This window comes from Bifidobacterium sp. ESL0690 (assembly GCF_029392315.1).
Taxonomy (GTDB): Bacteria; Actinomycetota; Actinomycetes; order Actinomycetales; family Bifidobacteriaceae; genus Bifidobacterium.
This window is the reverse complement of record NZ_CP113939.1, coordinates 2,310,326-2,325,932: the sequence shown is the minus strand read 5'-3', so window position 1 is coordinate 2,325,932 and position 15,607 is coordinate 2,310,326. Positions and strand designations below refer to the sequence as shown.

Here is a 15,607-nt window from a genome sequence, read left to right as displayed (position 1 = left end):
AGGTTAAAGGTGGTTGGCCATTGAATGATCGGCTGAAGCGATTGCTGGAGAAGTGGTCAGCGAAACCGACTGTCGGCGCGAAACGAAATCTGCTGATTGTACTTGTGTTTGTGGTGGTTTGCGCCGCCGAGGGTGCCATGTTCATCCAGACGACAGGGCCTTTGAGCATTCCCGATACTGATCTTCATGCCAATTCGATTTACGCTGTCGTCACCGGTCAGGAGTTCAACCCGGTTCAGGGTCACAAAGACCCATACGGCAATCAGGTCAGGGTACAACACATCACCGGAGACTCGCGCTATCTGTTTCGTACCGGCATGCACAACGGCATGGTATCCGATTTGCTTGAGGAATTTCATCAGGAGGCTTCCCGTCAAAACGGCAGACATTCCCATGCTTCGTTCCTGTCGCATTTTCTGTATGATAAGCATCGTGTGATTCAGGAATCGACGGACCGGCAGCATGCCCTCACCGTCACCATTCCTGTTAAAACCCTGACCAACCGTTCCAATCAGTATTTCCCGATTGTCTATGCGCCCCAGGCTTTAGGCGTTTGGATTGGTATGAAAATAGGGCTTTCGCCTTTTGCCAACTGGCAGCTGGGCCGAATTACCAATTTCTTGCTATTCCTGGCGTTGTATGCGTTGGCGATTGCGATATTGCCTCGAGGCAAGGCATTTCTTGCGATCCTCGGTGTTCTGCCGATGACGGTTTTCATGGCTTCGAGTTTGATGGCTGATGCCCTTTTTATCAGCGTGGCCACATTATTCGTCGCCCTTGTGTTGAAATGTGCGGAGTCGGGCGGGCGAATGGGCAATGGTGCGCTGGCCGGCCTGGTTGCCCTAACCGCATTGTTGGTATTTTGTAAGGGCGTGTACGTCGCGCTCGCGTTGCTGGTGATGGTCTTGCCAAAAAAGGTGTTGTCCACCAAACGCAAGATCGGGTTCGTTGCTGTTTCGATGTTGGTGTCCCTGCCCATTTATGGAGTCTGGAGCGTCATGTTCAGCAGTACGTTCCCCAACGTGAATGTTGCCCAAAATGTAGCATATGCGGGCAAAAGGCCTGTGAAAATAGTAGCTATGGTGCTTTATAGCACCCTTTCCGCGTTTTGGCAGAATGCGCCCAAGTACTCGTTTGATGTCATGGCTTTCGTTGTTTTAATCGTTGTGTGGCTTGGCTATATCGCCTACAACCGGCGTGTATTTAAAACGAAGAAAAATGAATCTTGGATTGCGGTTTATCGTTATGCGTTGACTTCCCTTGTCATACTCGCGCTCATTCTTCTAGCGATTTATGCCATCGAAGCGCTGATATGGAACAGACTGTATTATATGGGGTGGAACGATTATTTGATGGGTATGGAGGAACGGTATTTCTTCCCACTCTTGCCTCTCCTGCTTACTGTTGCGTATACAGATAAGGCGGCACGAGCCGATTTGGATTATCGGCAATAACAGCTTTTTCTGCAGGTACAATAATACGGATTGTTCTTGATTGATCTTTGTCGGTTTATTCCTTGATAGAGGATTGTTGAATTTCTCGAATCCCTTTGAGCTTTATGATTGATATTGGCAAGTAGTGGACGGAAAGGTGGGCGGATGGACATGCGTATAGCGGCAGGGATGGTGACGTTTAACCCCTCTTTGGACGATTTGCGGGGGAGTGTGCCTGCGCTGCTAAAGCAGGTCGAGGCGCTTGTTATCGTCGACAACGGGTCGAAAAACGTGGACAAGGTGGCTGACTTTGTGGCCGGGTATCCGCAGGTTACGCTGTTGCGTAATGAAAAGAATCTTGGCGTTGCCGTGGCGCTGAATCGCATTTTCGAGTGGGCCGAAAAAGCTGGGTTCGACTGGGTGCTCACACTGGATGATGATTCTGAGATTCCTAGCGGGATGATTGACGGGTATCGACGTTGTTTGAAGGACCGGGACGACGTGGCGGCTGTGGGGAGTGGTGCGTCGAGTGATTCTGATGGTGTCTTAGATTCGGCAAATTCCGTGAATGGTTCTAAACGAGCCGATGATTCCAATGGTTCATCTCGGGTCGGCATCGTTTGCCCGTTGCTGATTAACCGTAAGGACGGTACGGTTTTCCATAGCAAGCGTTCAAAAGATGAATGTATTACTTCCGGTAGCTTGACCAATGTTGCTGCGTGGCGGGCGATTGGTGGGTTTGACGATTGGCTCTTTATCGACGGGGTGGATTTCGATTTCTCGCGTCGGCTGGTGGCTGCGGGATATCCGATTGTCGAATGCAAAGCTGTGGTCATGCCGCACCAAATCGGTGAAAGCCGGACGATCAATCTTGGCATCAAGCATCCGATTGCTTGGAACCATGCGCCGTTCCGCTGGTACTATATCGAGCGCAACGCCCTGTATATCGATAAAAAACTTGGTGTGTATTCATGGCCTCACGCCGTGGCCCGCATCGTCGGTGACGCGCTCATCGTCTTGCTTTTCGAACACGACAAGGCTAAGAAAATCGGCGCGATGCTGCGAGGCTGGCGTGCCGGCAAGCGCAAGATTCGAGAGATGAACGCCTCGAAAGGCACGGATAGGGAATAGTAGGTTCTGTTCTCAGAGCGAAGGCCTTGGCGTCCTACTTCATGTTCTTGATTTCGCGGTCGTAGACGAATTTTTCGGCCAGGCGGATGGCGCGGAGCGTTGCGCATTCCAGACGTTGGAACGTGCTCAGCCGTTGCAGAACTTTTTTGGTCTGTTCGTTGTCGTTTTGAGCAGTGTCAAGCGTTTGCGAGGTTTTGTTTTCCGTCGTTGAGGCGTCTGAGGCATTGGTTTCGTTGGTATTGCCGATGCCGTTTTCTGCCGATTCCAACTTCGCTGCTTGCTGCTCATATTTATTATTACTTACTAAGGTGTAATAGCTGCGAGCGGGGAGCACGTCGTCTTCACGGCAGATATCCATGTTCTTGAGCGACGCGGCGACGTGGTCGTGGTAGAACGAAGCGCTGCGCATATTGTGGGTCACCGAATCCGGGCGTTGCAGCCAGTTGTAGAGGTTGACGTCGATGTCGGCCACTTTGCTCATTCGTGCGTAAAGCATACAGGAAATAGCGGTGTCCTGCGCGTAGACACCTTCGGGGAAGCGGATACCGCCCCAAAGTTCGCGGCGATAGAGACGGCACCAGTTGGCTTCGTTGAAGTATTTCGTTTCTGTCGCGCGGCCGAGTGCAGAGCCCAGAAGCCGCAACGATTTGCAGAACACCGTTTGATAGGCGTGAAGCGGGTGGGAGAAAACGGTGGTCTTGTCTGGGTCGGCAGCGCCTTTCTGCGCTTCGTCGGCGACATCGTCAAGCTGCGAAACCCCGAACTGGCGCCAACGTGCCTTGCTCATGTCGGCACCGGTGGAGACGAGCGCGTGCAGCAGTAGCTCGATGTTGCGCCGGTCGAGGATGTCGTCGTTGTCAGAGAACGCGATGTACTCGCCGCTCGCCGCGTCAAGCCCGGCGTTCTGCGCCTTGCCGATACCGCCGTTGGCCTGGTGGATCACTTTGACTCGTTGATCGGCGCTCGCGTATTTGTCGCAGAGTTCACTCGACTCATCCGTGGAACCGTCGTCGATGAGAATGATTTCAAGATTGCGATAGCTCTGCCCGATGATTGAATCCACGCAATAATGCAGGTAATCGGCCGCGTTATACACAGGCACGATGATGGAAACAAGCGGTTCTGCGGTGTTGGTCATATCCATAAGTGTAGAGACTGGTGGGGAAGGCAAAAGCTGTATGGAAGGTCGGAAGGAATGATGAAATATGGTGAGATGAATGTGAGGCGGTGAAGCAAAGCAGTAGAATGAGGCCACTACTTGAGACTTGCAAAGTAGTGAAGGAAAAGTAAATGCACAAAACTAAAGTTCACACAAATCCGGGTCGCCTTTCCACTATCTTCACGCTCGTTTGCGCACAGTTCACAAATCGATTTCTAGACTCGGGAATCGGTAGGCAATCAATGCCGATATTGGTGACGATGAAAGCCGCGATGAGCGATTGATGCGCAATATTCTGTATGCGTTTCGCTGTTTGTGTCTGTCGTTTGCTAGTCCGTTTTGGGCTTGAAACCGCGATTTATCGCAGCCGGAAGTGAAGTGTTGATAGCCATTTGAGATGTATGAATCATGAAAGGTGATGGCTCAAGATGGTGCACATGGGGTATGGCGAGACCTGGGCGAAGGTCATTCTCATGGGCGAACATTCCGTGGTTTACGGGTATCCCGCTGTCGCCGCGCCGCTGCTTTCGCTGAAAATGCGGGCTTGGGTCACGCCGGTTGAACCGGTGCGTGCGTCGCATACCGTGATTAGCGATTTCCGTCATTCCGAGGATTCTTCTCAAACATCTCTTGGCACCCTCAAGGCTTTGAATTATAAAGGCTCGTTTTCCGAAGCTGGAAGCCGTTTTGGCGGGCTGGAACGTGCGGTCAAGGTCGCCACGGAATTTGCTGGTTATCCGGGCCTCGCCTTCGACGTTGTGACGGACAGCTCGTTCCCGGCAGGACGTGGCATGGGTTCGTCGGCGGCCAGCGCAGGTGCGGTGATCCGTGCGATTCTCGACGCCTGCGATGTCAAGACCAGCGAAGAACAGATTTGGAAACTTACCAACGAGGCCGAAGTCATTACACACGGCAATCCTTCGGGCCTTGACGCGGTGACGACGTGCTCGCGCGATTTGGTCGCATTCGAATCCGGCGATATCGAGAAAATGCGTGTTGATATGCCGGCTTACTTGATCATCGCGGATTCCGGCATCGCCGGCAGCACGCGTGAGGCGGTCGGCAACGTCCATAAAGAGGACGAGCAGGATCACGCGCACGTCAAGTCCATTATGGACGAGCTTGGCGAACTGGCTCGTGCTTCCGAAACTGATCTTGAGCTAGGGACGGTGCTCATGCTGGGCGAGCGCATGAACCGCGCGCAGGGTTTGCTCAACGAGCTCAATGTCAGCCATCCTTTGGTCAATCATCTGGTCGCTGCGGCGCGTGCGGCCGGTGCCGTCGGTGCGAAAATGACCGGTGGCGGCCTGGGTGGCTGCCTGATCGTGTTGGCACCCGACACGCAAACTGCGCAAAATATCAAGCGCACATTGCTGTGCGAAGGCGCTCGCGAGGTCTGGATTCACCCGTTGTTCGATAAAGATGAGAATGAACAGTCTGTTGATGCTGATGAAGTTAAGAATCATTACGACAGCAGGTCTTTCGTAGCTGCGTGATGAAGCGTTTCGCAACGAGGCTTGCGTAGTGGCAGATTCATGAAATTACAGGATTTGACGATAATGGATTATCTTGAATTCTGCGGGTTTGGTAGATAGTCTCGGATTTGTATAGTCTTGCCCGCGTTGACGGAATACACTCATGAATTGTGAAGGTCAGTGCATCGGATATGGCGGAAACACGGGAATCGCAAAAGCGCTCGGGTTCCGTTTCGTGTATCGAATCCATGAAGCAAGCGGGGTCTGGGAAGAAAGTCACCGCCGTGGCGAACGCCAATATTGCGCTGATCAAGTATTGGGGCAAAGCGAACGAACACTTGATTATTCCTCGTGCTTCCAGCCTTTCCCTAACGCTGAATGGACTTTCCACGCGCACCACGGTCGAATTCGGGGAGCCTGATACGGCGTCGCTCCCGTTGGTGCGATCCCCATTCTTAGATTCATCGACAGGTGGGGCGACGAGTTCGCTAGACGATTCAGAGAAGTCGGATACCCAGTCGATTGCCGATTTCCTGACTATCGATGGTAAAGCGCAACAAGGTCCGGCGTTAACTCGTGTCTCGAAATTCCTTGATATTGTGCGCGATAAAGCGGGTATCGCATCTCCTGCACGCGTGACTTCCTCCAATACCGTACCGTTTGGAGCTGGCTTGGCCAGTTCGGCGTCGGCCTTTGCGGCGCTTGCGGCTGCGGCTTCCAGAGCTGCCGGGCTTGAGCTGAGCCCGCGTGACCTCTCCCGTTTGGCTCGCCGCGGTTCGGGTTCGGCCTGCCGTTCGGTTTTCGGCGGATTGGTGAAGTGGAATGCCGGACATGACGATGAGAGTTCGTACGCTGAGCCGGTTGATTCCAGTGACATGGATTTGGCCATTATCGTGGTGCTGATTTCTGGCGCGAAAAAGCCGATTTCCAGTCGTGAGGCCATGCGCCGCACCATCGCCACTTCGCCGCTCTATGACGCATGGATCGATTCGTGCGGGCAGGATATGGACGATGCACTCGCGGCGATTCGCGAAGGTGACGTGCAACGCTTGGGGGAAATCACCGAAGCCAATGCGCTCGGCATGCACGCGGCGATGATGGCTTCGCGCCCCGCTATTTTCTATTGGCTTCCGCAGACGGTTGCCGCGCTAAGCGCCGTCGCCTCGATTCGTGAAACCGGTTTGGGCGCGTGGTCGACGATGGACGCCGGTCCGAACGTCAAAGTGCTGACCGACGGCCGCGATGCCGAGCGTGTGGCCGACGAGCTGCGCAACCGCCTGCCAGGCTGTGAGATTGCGGTCCATCGGCCAGGAGCCGGCGTGCGTTTCGAAGATTCCATGCGATGAATCAGTGGTAATTATGCATTCTTGCATAAAGTTGGCAGGCACAGGTAGTTAAATGGTCTCTTGTGAAAAAGCTTATTGAACAACTCGTGAAATTCGGTATCGTTGGTGTCATCGCAGCCGTTATCGATTTCGGTGTGCTAAATATTCTGGTGGCCGCTTTCCATATGAATAACGTGGTCGCCAGCACGATTTCGTTTCTGGTTTCGTTGGCGTTCAATTACTGGGCAAGCATGAAGTATGTGTTCAAGCGTCGCGCCGATATGGCCCGCTGGATGGAAGGTTCGATTTTTCTTGCGGCAGCGGTGGTCGGTCTCGGTATCAATGATCTGATTATCTGGATGAGCACGCTCGGAATGGTGGCCAATGCCGCCATCGTGCAGCACGGAATGTATGTCCTGCGCACCAATATCGGCAAAATCGTGGCCACTGTGGTGGTCGCCGTTTGGAACTTCGTCATCCGCAAGTGGCTGCTTGATGACCATTCCAGCCAGAACGGCAAAGCCGCTGGTTCCGTGTCCTCGGCTTCAGCGTCCACGGCTCCCAAGCGCAAAACGTTCGCGCAAAAGCTGGGTGAGTGGTCGATTGCCCACACCCCGAAGGGTTGGCAATAGAAGCGTTTTTGTTATTGCGTGAATAATTAGTCTGTAATAATAGCAAAATACGTCTTTTCTAGCACTAAGTAGGGGATAGGTGCTGGGAAAGACGTATTTAGCGCGGCTAATTAGGACTTTTTCAGCACAAATGTGTGCGGAGTGCTGGAAAAGACGCATTTAGAGATGTATGAGGTATCGGCTTGCGCGTGGAGTGAGTATGGTCGATTAATCTCATGCATCCGCTCTGTTGCGCTCCGCATCTCTGAACTTGTGTCTTAAACCTCGACCTGCGTAAGCATAGGAGTTTCGGTGCTTTGCTTGATCTGCTTGAAACCAAAGAACGACAAGGCCAGCGAGGTAATCGCAAGCGCGGCCACCACGAGGAAACCGCCGTGCGAACCCATCCGGTCGATGAAGACACCGGCAATGGCCGAGCCCGCGGAACCGCCGATTGAGTTCATCGCGCTGGTCCACGCCATGCCTTCGGTAAAGCGGGTCGGCGGCACGAGATGCAGCATCAGCTGGTTGCCGTTGATCCATGTCGGGGCCTGACAAACGCCGATTAGCAGGTAAACAATCATAATCGTCCAGATATTGTGGGCGAACATGAATGTGGCCGTGCCGAGGTCGACGACGATCAGGCAGAAGTAGAAGCGTTTCCACAGCGGAATCGTCCAGTTTTTCGCGCCGTAGAAGATCGCGCCAATCATCGAGGAGAACGAAAAGCATGCGAAAACGAAGCCCGTGTATTGCTTCATGCTCTGTTCGGTGGCGAACGAGATGATCGAAATCGATGCGGCCGACTGGAAGGCGCCGAGACCGAACCAGGTGACGCACATGGCAATCAGGCCCGGTCCCCAGATGGATTGCCCGGATTTCAGCAATCCTGCTTTTTCCTCCGCGGCCTCGGCCTGCCCGCGCAACTTGGCGGCTTTCAGAGCCTCGCGCCTGCGGTATTCCTTGCGGGAGATGCCGGCTTTTCGGGCCAGTTGCGTTTGCGAGGGCGGTTCGGTGGAGAGTTCGGTCAGGAACATCAGTGCGCCGACGATAACGCACATGCCGGTCACGGAAAACGCGAGCACGCCGGAAATCACCGCTAAGGTCGAGGCCAGCGGGTTGCCGATCACCCACATCGCCTCGTCGAAGACGCCGGAAAGCGAAAGCGCCCGGTCGGTGCGCACGCGGTCGCCGCGCAGTAGATTCGTCCAGCGGCTGCGTGACATCGCGCCCCATGGCGGTATTGCCGACATAAAAGGCACGATGACGAACAATATCCAGGAAGGAACCCGTGCTGTAATACATGAAACCAGCGCCGTGGCCGCTACGATCCACACGATGATGGTGGGAATCGAAACCTGCCGCTGCCCGAATTTGTCGACCAGCTTGCCGAGTACAGGGCTCATAATCGCCAATGCGATGGCCTGTACCGCGCTCAACGCTCCGGCGAGCGTGTAGTTGCCGTAATAATGCTGCACCGAAATGGTGATGGTCATGCCGACCATCGGGAAAGGCATACACGCGATGACCGAACCGACGGCGAAGCGTGCGGTGTGCGGCATACGCAAGAGTTCGGCATAGCCACCGAAGAGGCGGTGGGAGGCGTCTTTGAGGCCGGAAACAGGTATAAAGCGCATGACTTTACGGGTTCCTTTCAGGGTGTGTGGTGGAAGTCTTGCGGTTTGTGGCAGCAGAGAAATCCGGTTGGCGCGCGAGCGGTTTGTGTGGATTGTTTAGGGCATCGCTTTGAGATTCAGAAGGGTGGTAGATACCCAATTTCTCTACTCTCAGCCTCGATACTTTAGCGGTCATACGCCGCGACACGCGGTAGATTGCGCGGTGGACGAAGAATAAAACGTAAAACTTTTGCAAACGTATTCATCGGGTTGTTCGGGGCTTTAGATCTCGCAAGAAACACGGCTTACGCTACGAGATGCCGGTACCCTCGCTGGTACCCTGTTACTAGTTAAAAAGGACGTCGCTATTGGTGACGTTCGAAATGAGTAATGGTTATCGGGTTATCAAGGAAAGGCCGTTCATGTCGTCAAGCGGGGAACAGACCACGTTGCATTTCGTCCGTCACGGCAAGGTCGAAAACCCTGGTCATTTGCTTTATGAGCGCCTTCCCGGCTTCCATCTTTCGGCGTTGGGATTGCGCATGGCCCAAACCAGCGGACGTTACATTGCTGCCGATTCGCAGATGAATCAGGCGGTGGCGCTGTATTCTTCGCCGCTGGACCGCACGCGTGAAACCGCCCAGGCGATTCTCGCCGAACTTAACCCAGTGCGTCTTTCGCGCGGGGAAACGGAACTTTCCATAGAAACCGACCCGCGACTCATCGAAGCGGGTAACGAGTTCCGCGGCTTGCGTATCGGCTACGGCAAAGCTGCGCTGTGGCGTCCGCGAAGTCTCAAACTGCTGCGCAACCTTTGGCGGCCGAGCTGGGGGGAAAGCTACCAGCATATTGCCGCGAGGGTCGGCGATTTCGCGCAGGAAGCGGTACGCAACCATCCGGGCGCGCAGGTCATCATCGTCAGCCACGAGTCGCCAATCTGGAGCTATCGACATATGCTGGAAACTGGCCACCCCGAGCACAACATGCTCCTGCGCCACACCGCGCTCGCCTCGATCACCTCGATCACCTACGACAGCAAAACCGGCAAGATGCTGCGCATCGCGTACGTCGACCCGGCCAAAGACGTGAAGTAGATCTTTCGGCGTCGTCATAGCAGCGTATGGATTACGATAGAGTGAGGAAACCGGCAGTTGGCAGAAGGCAAAGGAGCGAATATGGCGGTTGATATTGAAGGCGGGATAGTCAAAGATGGCTGGTTGGCTCGTCTGGCTTTGATGCCCGAGGTGCGGGATGCTGCGCAGGCCGGTGTTGATCTCATCGCGCTTTGGCCGCTGGACACCGCCCAGAAGCTGAGCAATGACGCGAAATACGCCGAGGACCTGCAGGTTCTGGTCTGCCGTGCGGTGGCCGAGGTCATTACCGGCGAGGGAATCCCGATGGCCGATGCCGAGTTCGTTTACGAGGGCGCGGTTAGTATACCGGGCCGCCCGCAATCGATGGTCGACGCGTTGATTGACGTCAACGATGCCTACGAGCAGATGGAAGACTATTCTCGCAACGGTGACACTTCATTGGTGATGGCAGGTGCCGGAGACCTCCACGTCGGCTGGGACGAGAAAACGGTGAAGGCCGTGGCTGTGGCTCTTGAGGAGATTGAGCAGGCTGCAGGTGTCAGTGCCGTTTCGAATGAAGACGGACAAGACGATGGTTCCGCCGCCGATGATTCCACACCGCACGGCCCCGACGTCGAAAGCGTGGCCCAGCGTCTCGCGGTGGTATTGGCCGCCATTGACGGGCTGCTTGGTTTGGTTGAACAGGATGTCGAAAGTTCCGGCGACACGGATAGTGCTGATGCTGCCGCCGCTCGCAATGCGACTCCAATCATGCTCTATATCAACGAGCTGTGCGAGCGCATGTCGATTCCGCGCATGTACCTGACCAGCCAGCAGTTCAAGGATCTGGTCGCCAAGTACAGCGATGCGGCCGGTTCCGGCGACGATGCGCGCGCCCTTGACGCGGTGGCCGAATTCGTCTCGCCGCTGGCTAAGGCTGAGTGGGAGAAGCACCGCAACGACGTCGTCTATGATCCGGTTGCGGCACAGAAGGCCGAAAAGGAAAAGGAAGACAAAATCAAGAAGGCCAAGTTGGCCGAAAAGTTCAAGGACATTCCGGAGGACAAGAACAAGCCGCCGGTGGAGTTGTAGATATATACGAAAACGTGCGCTGCCAGCAACATTGCGGCAGCGCACGTTTTCGTATATATCGAATAGCTTGTATCAGTTTCTGGATTTCTTGGAGCCCATGTCGGTGGGTCCCATGTATCCGCTTGCGGGTTCCCCGCCGGAACCGGGCAGGAAAGTCTTGCCGTCATGGCCTCCGCCTGGTCGCGTATTCGCGTCGTATGGCGGTTCCTTAACGTTGGTATTCTGGGGATTTCCGGTTGAATCAGCTCTGCTCATTTTGTTTTCCCTTCTGATCGGCTACGCACGCCGCAGTGCGCCGGATTGGCTCCAACAAGTGCTGGACGTACGTATCTGTGTACATTGAATTCTTATGATACTGAATGCGGTTTATTTAATAAACAAACCGCAAATTTCGAATTATTGAGATTGGTCATAAATCCGAACAATTGTTTGACAGACGGGTGAACGAAAACGTGATGAACAGCGATTTTCGCGGCACCGTCAGGCGGTAGCGTAATCGGTTTATTTGTCAAGACCGAAGGCCTTGGATTCATTCATCTGATATCCGGCAGACGGATTCAAAAGGCCTTCAGGCTTAACGGTTGCCGCTTATTGTGCGAAGTTATTGCCGTTGCTGTTTGTGTAACCTCCGTAGTTTCCATAATTGTTTGCGTTGTTATTTGCGTTGAAATCGTTATATGGCTGTGCGTACGAATTATTCGCAGCAGTTTGCTGATACGGAGCCTGCGAATACGAATTTCCTGCGGAAGCGGACTGCTGCTGAGCCTGCGAATACGGCTGGTTGGCGGGATTCTGCTGCGGAATGAACTGACCGTACTGGTCGTACTGGCCTGCCGGATTTCCCGGATTCACTGGATTCATCGGCGGCACATCCTCGTCGAAACGTACACCTTCCGGTTTCGGGCCAAGTACCATAAGAACGATTTGCAAAATGAAGCCAACGAGGAGGAAGAGGAGACATAAAAGCGACCCTCCGATGACGCCGGCTCCGAAAGTGTCGGCGACTGCGGATGATGGGTTGGCCAGGAGTCCGCCGAGGCTGAATCCAACGGAGAATCCAAGAATCAACACGCCTGCGAATTCCAAGCCGTAGGGGAGTATCCACCACCAGCCGGATTTGTTCGAATCATGGAGACGGCGAATGGCGATGGCGATTTGCGGTATGAAAATCGCAACTTCCCAGATGTAGTCGATAAAGCTTGAACCGGTACGGAACAGCAGCTCGTCGAACACGAAAATAATGACGTAGACAATGAAGATGAACAGCTGCACCCACCAGTATTCGCTGCGGCTGGCGCGGCCGGAGAACTTCGCATACTTGCGGAAGAAACGTTTGACGGCCTCGAATGGCGGGCAGCCATAATACGGCATGTTCAGTGGGACGGCCATTGGCGATGCGAAACCACCTTGGTTCGGGTTGCCGTAGGGTTGGCCGGGCATGCCTCCGTTGAACGCAGGCATGCCGCCTTGGCCGCCTGTGGGTGGGGTTGCCTGGAATTGAGATTGGAAGCTGCTCTGCGATTGCTGGGGATTGTCGTATTGCGGAGCCTGCTGGGGCTGCTGGAGATTATCGTACGGGGCTTGCTGGAAAGTGTTGTACTGTGATGCCGGTTGCGCGGCGTTATACTGCGGGGTTGATTGTGCGGCGTCGTATTGAGATGTAGACTGCACGGCATCATATTGAGATGAAGATTGCGCCGCATTATATTGCGGAGCCGCTTGCGAATCGCTGGATTGTGGCGTGGGCTGCGAGCCGCTGTACTGTGAATCCGTCTGCGAGGCGTCGGACTGCGCAGCTGGTTGCGAAGCGTGATATTCCGGTGTGTCATATTGTGACGTTTTATTGTACTGCGGCAACGAACCGGGCAGAGGCGGAAGATCCGGGGAAAACGCAAATTGTGAAACCCCTTCATGCTGATTGGATTGAGAAGCCGAAGACGATGCTTCTTGCGTTACCTGCTGATTGGAATCATCGGTTGATGATGAATCGGACGAATCTAGCGGCGCAATCGAAGAGTCCTCGTGAGATTGCGGCGAAGTCGATGATGACGAGCCGGCGGGATTCTCGGAGTTGTCGGATGCTTGGGAAGCGCCTTCGCTTGATTGCTGATTCTGCTCCGGATTTATGTAATCCTCGTTCGTTTGAGGGTTGGTGTCGTTCATCGATTTCCTTTCGTTGAACCATTCCGTCTTCTATGCATATTTTTCATAGCCGATAATACCCGCACCGCCTAGATACAGCGTGGAGATACGACCTCATATGTCTGTTTCAGTTTAGCGGAAGATGTCGAGAGTCAGCAACTTTGGATAGATTTTTGGTCAAACGATTTAGGAATAACTTATGGAACGCCTAATGGCTGCCGCCGAATTGATCAGTATTCACTGTCATCGAGCGATATCGCGTCATCTTTGTCGGCCGGGCCAAGCAACAGACGTTCGGCGAGCGAGACCAAACCAAGCAGAATGCCGGTCAACGCCACCACGACGATGGCGGCGGAGAAAATCAGCGACGTCTGGAAGGAATTGAACGCTCCCTGCAGCCAGACGCCGAGGCCGTTGGTTGCCCCGAGGTATTCAGCGGTGACAGCCGTACCAAACACGTAAGCCGCGCTGATGCGGATGCCGGAGAAAATCTGACGGCCGGCGACGCGAAGTTTCACATGGAACAGGGTCCATGGCTTGGTTGCTCCGCAGGTCAGCGCCACGTCCTGATAGAAGCGGGGAACGGCGGTGAGCCCGCGCGAGGTGTCGACGGCAATCGAGAACAGGCCGAAAATGGCCACCAGCGTGATTTTGCCGATTGGATTGAAGCCGAACCAGATCATGAACAGCGGAGCGATGGTGATGATGGGGATGGTCTGCGCGGCCACGAGCAACGGATAAATGGCGCGATTGGCGGTTTTCGAGACGTAAAGACCCATGCCGATGGCGATGCCGACGACGACTGCAATCGCGAACCCGGCCAGTGCTTCAACGGTGGTCACGGCCGTCGCAGCCATCAGTTCTGGCCAGGTGGCGATCATCGATGAAACGATGGCAACGGGGGAGGCGAGCGTGGTTTCGGAAACGAGGTGGGCGCTCGCTGCTACCTGCCAGACGACCAGTACCGCACCGATGGTGATAGCCGGCGGCAACGCCTTGTGCCACCAACTTTGCGAGGACGTTGACCGGCGTTTCTGTTTCGTTGTCATCTCATTCTTTCATTGTGCTGCTGCTGGTAAACGGACTCGTATCGTCACTAATATGCGGTTTTCCAGCAGGAATGTGTGGTTCTCCGTCTTTCTTGCAATTCGATGCTGGTAAACGGACTTTGACCGTGCACAAGATGCTGTTTACCAGCACCAAAGTAAGGAGGACGGGATTATTTTTTTAAGTTCTCGCAGTGGGAGTCGAGTTGTCGGGAACCTTATTCCACGTACTTGTTGGTCGCAAGCTCGGCGGCTTGGGGCGCACGGGCGAGCTTCTTTTTGTGGGAATCGGTGTAGGTGCCGGCGTTGTACTGGAAATCCAAGTACTTCTGGCCGTCTTCGGTGTTGACCGTGGCGGTGAGCTTCTGGTCGGGCTTGCCGTCCGTGGTGTCGTCGTTCATGCCGTTGCCGCTCCAGTAGCCTTCTTTCACGACCTTTTCCATCGAGGCTTTGGCGAGTTTCGGGTCGAGGTGCGAGGTTTTGGTCTGGCTCACGAGGATGTCGGCGGCCTTATCGGGATTGGCCAGCGCATAGTCGTAACCGCGGCGCGCGGCCTTGAGGAACTTCTTCAGATTGGCGACGTTCTGCGGGTTGTTGAGCCATGAATTCTTCACCGCGAAACCGAGTTGGTCGGGATTGCCGGGCACACCCCATTTATCGGCGGCGAAGCAGTTGAGTGCCGGGCCGTTGAGCTGTGATTCTACTTCTTCCCAGTTGGCGTAGAAGCCGGCGAAGTCGCCTTTGCCGCTGGTCAATGTGCGGAAGGTATTGGTGCCGGCCGTAGCGGTTTTGAAGTCACCGTCGCCACCGGCGTAACGGATCATTTGGCGCACCGAAGCGCTCTGTTCGGCCGACCCGAAGGTAACGAAGGTCTTGCCGGCGAAGTCCTTGGGCGTCTTGATGTCCGTGCGGCTCTTCAGGCTGCACCAGCGGGCGATGGGTTTCTGCGTCAGGTCGAAGACGAGCTTCAGGTCGGCACCATGCGCGTCGGCGTTGGCGAGGTCGGTCAGTTTCGAGAAGCCGATATTGGCCACGCCGTTCTCCACGCTGGTTTCCGCCCCAGCTTGGGCGGTCGGCAGGATTTTCACATTGATACCGGCATCCTTGAAATAGCCGAGCTGCTGGGCCACATACAGTCCGACGTGATTGGTGTTCGGCGTCCAGTCGAGCATAAACGTCAGCGTCGGCTTGCCGTTGGCGTCGGTGGCATTGTTGTTTGCTGAACCATTACCGCAGGCTGCTAGCGAAAGCCCCAGCGCCGCCGCGCCGATGACCGACATAGTCTTGCGAATTATTTTGCGATAATAGTTGAAATTGTTTCTGGCATCATTTCGGGAACCGCTGAATCGTTCGTTGCCCTTAAAAATCCTCGAAAAACCGGTTTTGATACTCACTGTGAATCACCTTGTCTGTTCTGCGGCCTGAGGCGACGCATGCGGAAAGGTGAGGAGTCCGCGCGACGAATCAAACCGGTGCATCGAGCTTGGAAAGCGTTGTATACCAA

Annotated in this window: 13 protein-coding genes; 7 read left to right on the top strand and 6 right to left on the bottom strand. The window is 54.7% G+C overall.

What is annotated here, in order from left to right:
• Positions 1 to 20: 20 nt before the first annotated feature.
• The gene (locus OZX62_RS09095; RefSeq protein ID WP_277175863.1) at positions 21 to 1,454 is read left to right on the top strand and encodes a DUF2142 domain-containing protein; all 1,434 of its coding nucleotides are present in this window, start codon (positions 21 to 23) and stop codon (positions 1,452 to 1,454) included.
• 144 nt (positions 1,455 to 1,598) lie between these two features.
• Positions 1,599 to 2,564 (top strand): glycosyltransferase family 2 protein, encoded by a 966-nt coding sequence (locus OZX62_RS09090; protein ID WP_348519294.1) that lies wholly within the window; start codon positions 1,599 to 1,601, stop codon positions 2,562 to 2,564.
• 34 nt (positions 2,565 to 2,598) lie between these two features.
• Here OZX62_RS09090 and OZX62_RS09085 read toward each other — a convergent pair whose 3' ends face one another.
• Positions 2,599 to 3,702, bottom strand: a complete 1,104-nt coding sequence (locus tag OZX62_RS09085) for a glycosyltransferase (RefSeq protein ID WP_277175862.1) — start codon at positions 3,700 to 3,702, stop codon at positions 2,599 to 2,601.
• 449 nt (positions 3,703 to 4,151) lie between these two features.
• Between OZX62_RS09085 and mvk the strand changes: the two genes are divergently transcribed.
• From mvk to OZX62_RS09070, 3 genes are all read left to right on the top strand, one after another.
• Positions 4,152 to 5,219, top strand: coding sequence for a mevalonate kinase (gene mvk, locus OZX62_RS09080; RefSeq protein WP_277175861.1), 1,068 nt, complete (start codon positions 4,152 to 4,154; stop codon positions 5,217 to 5,219).
• Between the two features lie 170 nt (positions 5,220 to 5,389).
• Entirely contained in the window at positions 5,390 to 6,544 is a 1,155-nt protein-coding gene (gene mvaD / locus OZX62_RS09075; protein WP_277175860.1) for a diphosphomevalonate decarboxylase, read from the top strand.
• 62 nt (positions 6,545 to 6,606) lie between these two features.
• Entirely contained in the window at positions 6,607 to 7,155 is a 549-nt protein-coding gene (locus tag OZX62_RS09070; protein ID WP_277175859.1) for a GtrA family protein, read from the top strand.
• Positions 7,156 to 7,412: 257 nt separating this feature from the next.
• Here OZX62_RS09070 and OZX62_RS09065 read toward each other — a convergent pair whose 3' ends face one another.
• The gene (locus tag OZX62_RS09065; RefSeq protein WP_277175858.1) at positions 7,413 to 8,771 is read right to left on the bottom strand and encodes an MFS transporter; all 1,359 of its coding nucleotides are present in this window, start codon (positions 8,769 to 8,771) and stop codon (positions 7,413 to 7,415) included.
• A 401-nt stretch (positions 8,772 to 9,172) separates the two neighbouring features.
• On the opposite strand from OZX62_RS09065, the gene OZX62_RS09060 reads away from it, so the two are divergent.
• Both OZX62_RS09060 and OZX62_RS09055 read left to right on the top strand, forming a co-directional pair.
• The gene (locus OZX62_RS09060; protein WP_277175857.1) at positions 9,173 to 9,844 is read left to right on the top strand and encodes a histidine phosphatase family protein; all 672 of its coding nucleotides are present in this window, start codon (positions 9,173 to 9,175) and stop codon (positions 9,842 to 9,844) included.
• An 81-nt stretch (positions 9,845 to 9,925) separates the two neighbouring features.
• Positions 9,926 to 10,915: a hypothetical protein gene (locus OZX62_RS09055; protein ID WP_277175856.1), complete on the top strand. Its 990-nt coding sequence runs from the start codon at positions 9,926 to 9,928 to the stop codon at positions 10,913 to 10,915.
• A 72-nt stretch (positions 10,916 to 10,987) separates the two neighbouring features.
• On the opposite strand, the gene OZX62_RS09050 is transcribed toward OZX62_RS09055, so the two are convergent.
• The 4 genes from OZX62_RS09050 to OZX62_RS09035 all read right to left on the bottom strand — a co-directional run bounded on the left by OZX62_RS09050 (position 10,988) and on the right by OZX62_RS09035 (position 15,383).
• On the bottom strand, positions 10,988 to 11,170 hold the full coding sequence (locus OZX62_RS09050; RefSeq protein ID WP_277175855.1) for a hypothetical protein: 183 nt from the start codon (positions 11,168 to 11,170) through the stop codon (positions 10,988 to 10,990).
• Positions 11,171 to 11,503: 333 nt separating this feature from the next.
• A complete protein-coding gene (locus tag OZX62_RS09045; protein WP_277175854.1) occupies positions 11,504 to 13,078 on the bottom strand; it encodes a DUF805 domain-containing protein in 1,575 nt (524 codons plus the stop codon).
• A 209-nt stretch (positions 13,079 to 13,287) separates the two neighbouring features.
• A complete protein-coding gene (locus OZX62_RS09040) occupies positions 13,288 to 14,106 on the bottom strand; it encodes an ABC transporter permease (protein WP_277175853.1) in 819 nt (272 codons plus the stop codon).
• A gap of 215 nt (positions 14,107 to 14,321) precedes the next feature.
• Complete coding sequence (locus OZX62_RS09035; RefSeq protein WP_348519313.1) at positions 14,322 to 15,383, bottom strand: ABC transporter substrate-binding protein; 1,062 nt, start codon at positions 15,381 to 15,383, stop codon at positions 14,322 to 14,324.
• Positions 15,384 to 15,607 lie beyond the last annotated feature (224 nt).

What these genes read in the sequence shown, in the direction of transcription:
- OZX62_RS09090 (WP_348519294.1), top strand. Translation starts at nt 1,599, where the DNA reads ATGGACATGCGTATAGCGGCAGGGATGGTGACGTTTAACCCCTCTTTG.
- OZX62_RS09085 (WP_277175862.1), bottom strand. Translation starts at nt 3,702, where the DNA reads ATGACCAACACCGCAGAACCGCTTGTTTCCATCATCGTGCCTGTGTAT.
- mvk (WP_277175861.1), top strand. Translation starts at nt 4,152, where the DNA reads ATGGTGCACATGGGGTATGGCGAGACCTGGGCGAAGGTCATTCTCATG.
- mvaD (WP_277175860.1), top strand. Translation starts at nt 5,390, where the DNA reads ATGGCGGAAACACGGGAATCGCAAAAGCGCTCGGGTTCCGTTTCGTGT.
- OZX62_RS09065 (WP_277175858.1), bottom strand. Translation starts at nt 8,771, where the DNA reads ATGCGCTTTATACCTGTTTCCGGCCTCAAAGACGCCTCCCACCGCCTC.
- OZX62_RS09060 (WP_277175857.1), top strand. Translation starts at nt 9,173, where the DNA reads ATGTCGTCAAGCGGGGAACAGACCACGTTGCATTTCGTCCGTCACGGC.
- OZX62_RS09055 (WP_277175856.1), top strand. Translation starts at nt 9,926, where the DNA reads ATGGCGGTTGATATTGAAGGCGGGATAGTCAAAGATGGCTGGTTGGCT.
- OZX62_RS09050 (WP_277175855.1), bottom strand. Translation starts at nt 11,170, where the DNA reads ATGAGCAGAGCTGATTCAACCGGAAATCCCCAGAATACCAACGTTAAG.
- OZX62_RS09045 (WP_277175854.1), bottom strand. Translation starts at nt 13,078, where the DNA reads ATGAACGACACCAACCCTCAAACGAACGAGGATTACATAAATCCGGAG.
- OZX62_RS09040 (WP_277175853.1), bottom strand. Translation starts at nt 14,106, where the DNA reads ATGACAACGAAACAGAAACGCCGGTCAACGTCCTCGCAAAGTTGGTGG.
- OZX62_RS09035 (WP_348519313.1), bottom strand. Translation starts at nt 15,383, where the DNA reads ATGTCGGTCATCGGCGCGGCGGCGCTGGGGCTTTCGCTAGCAGCCTGC.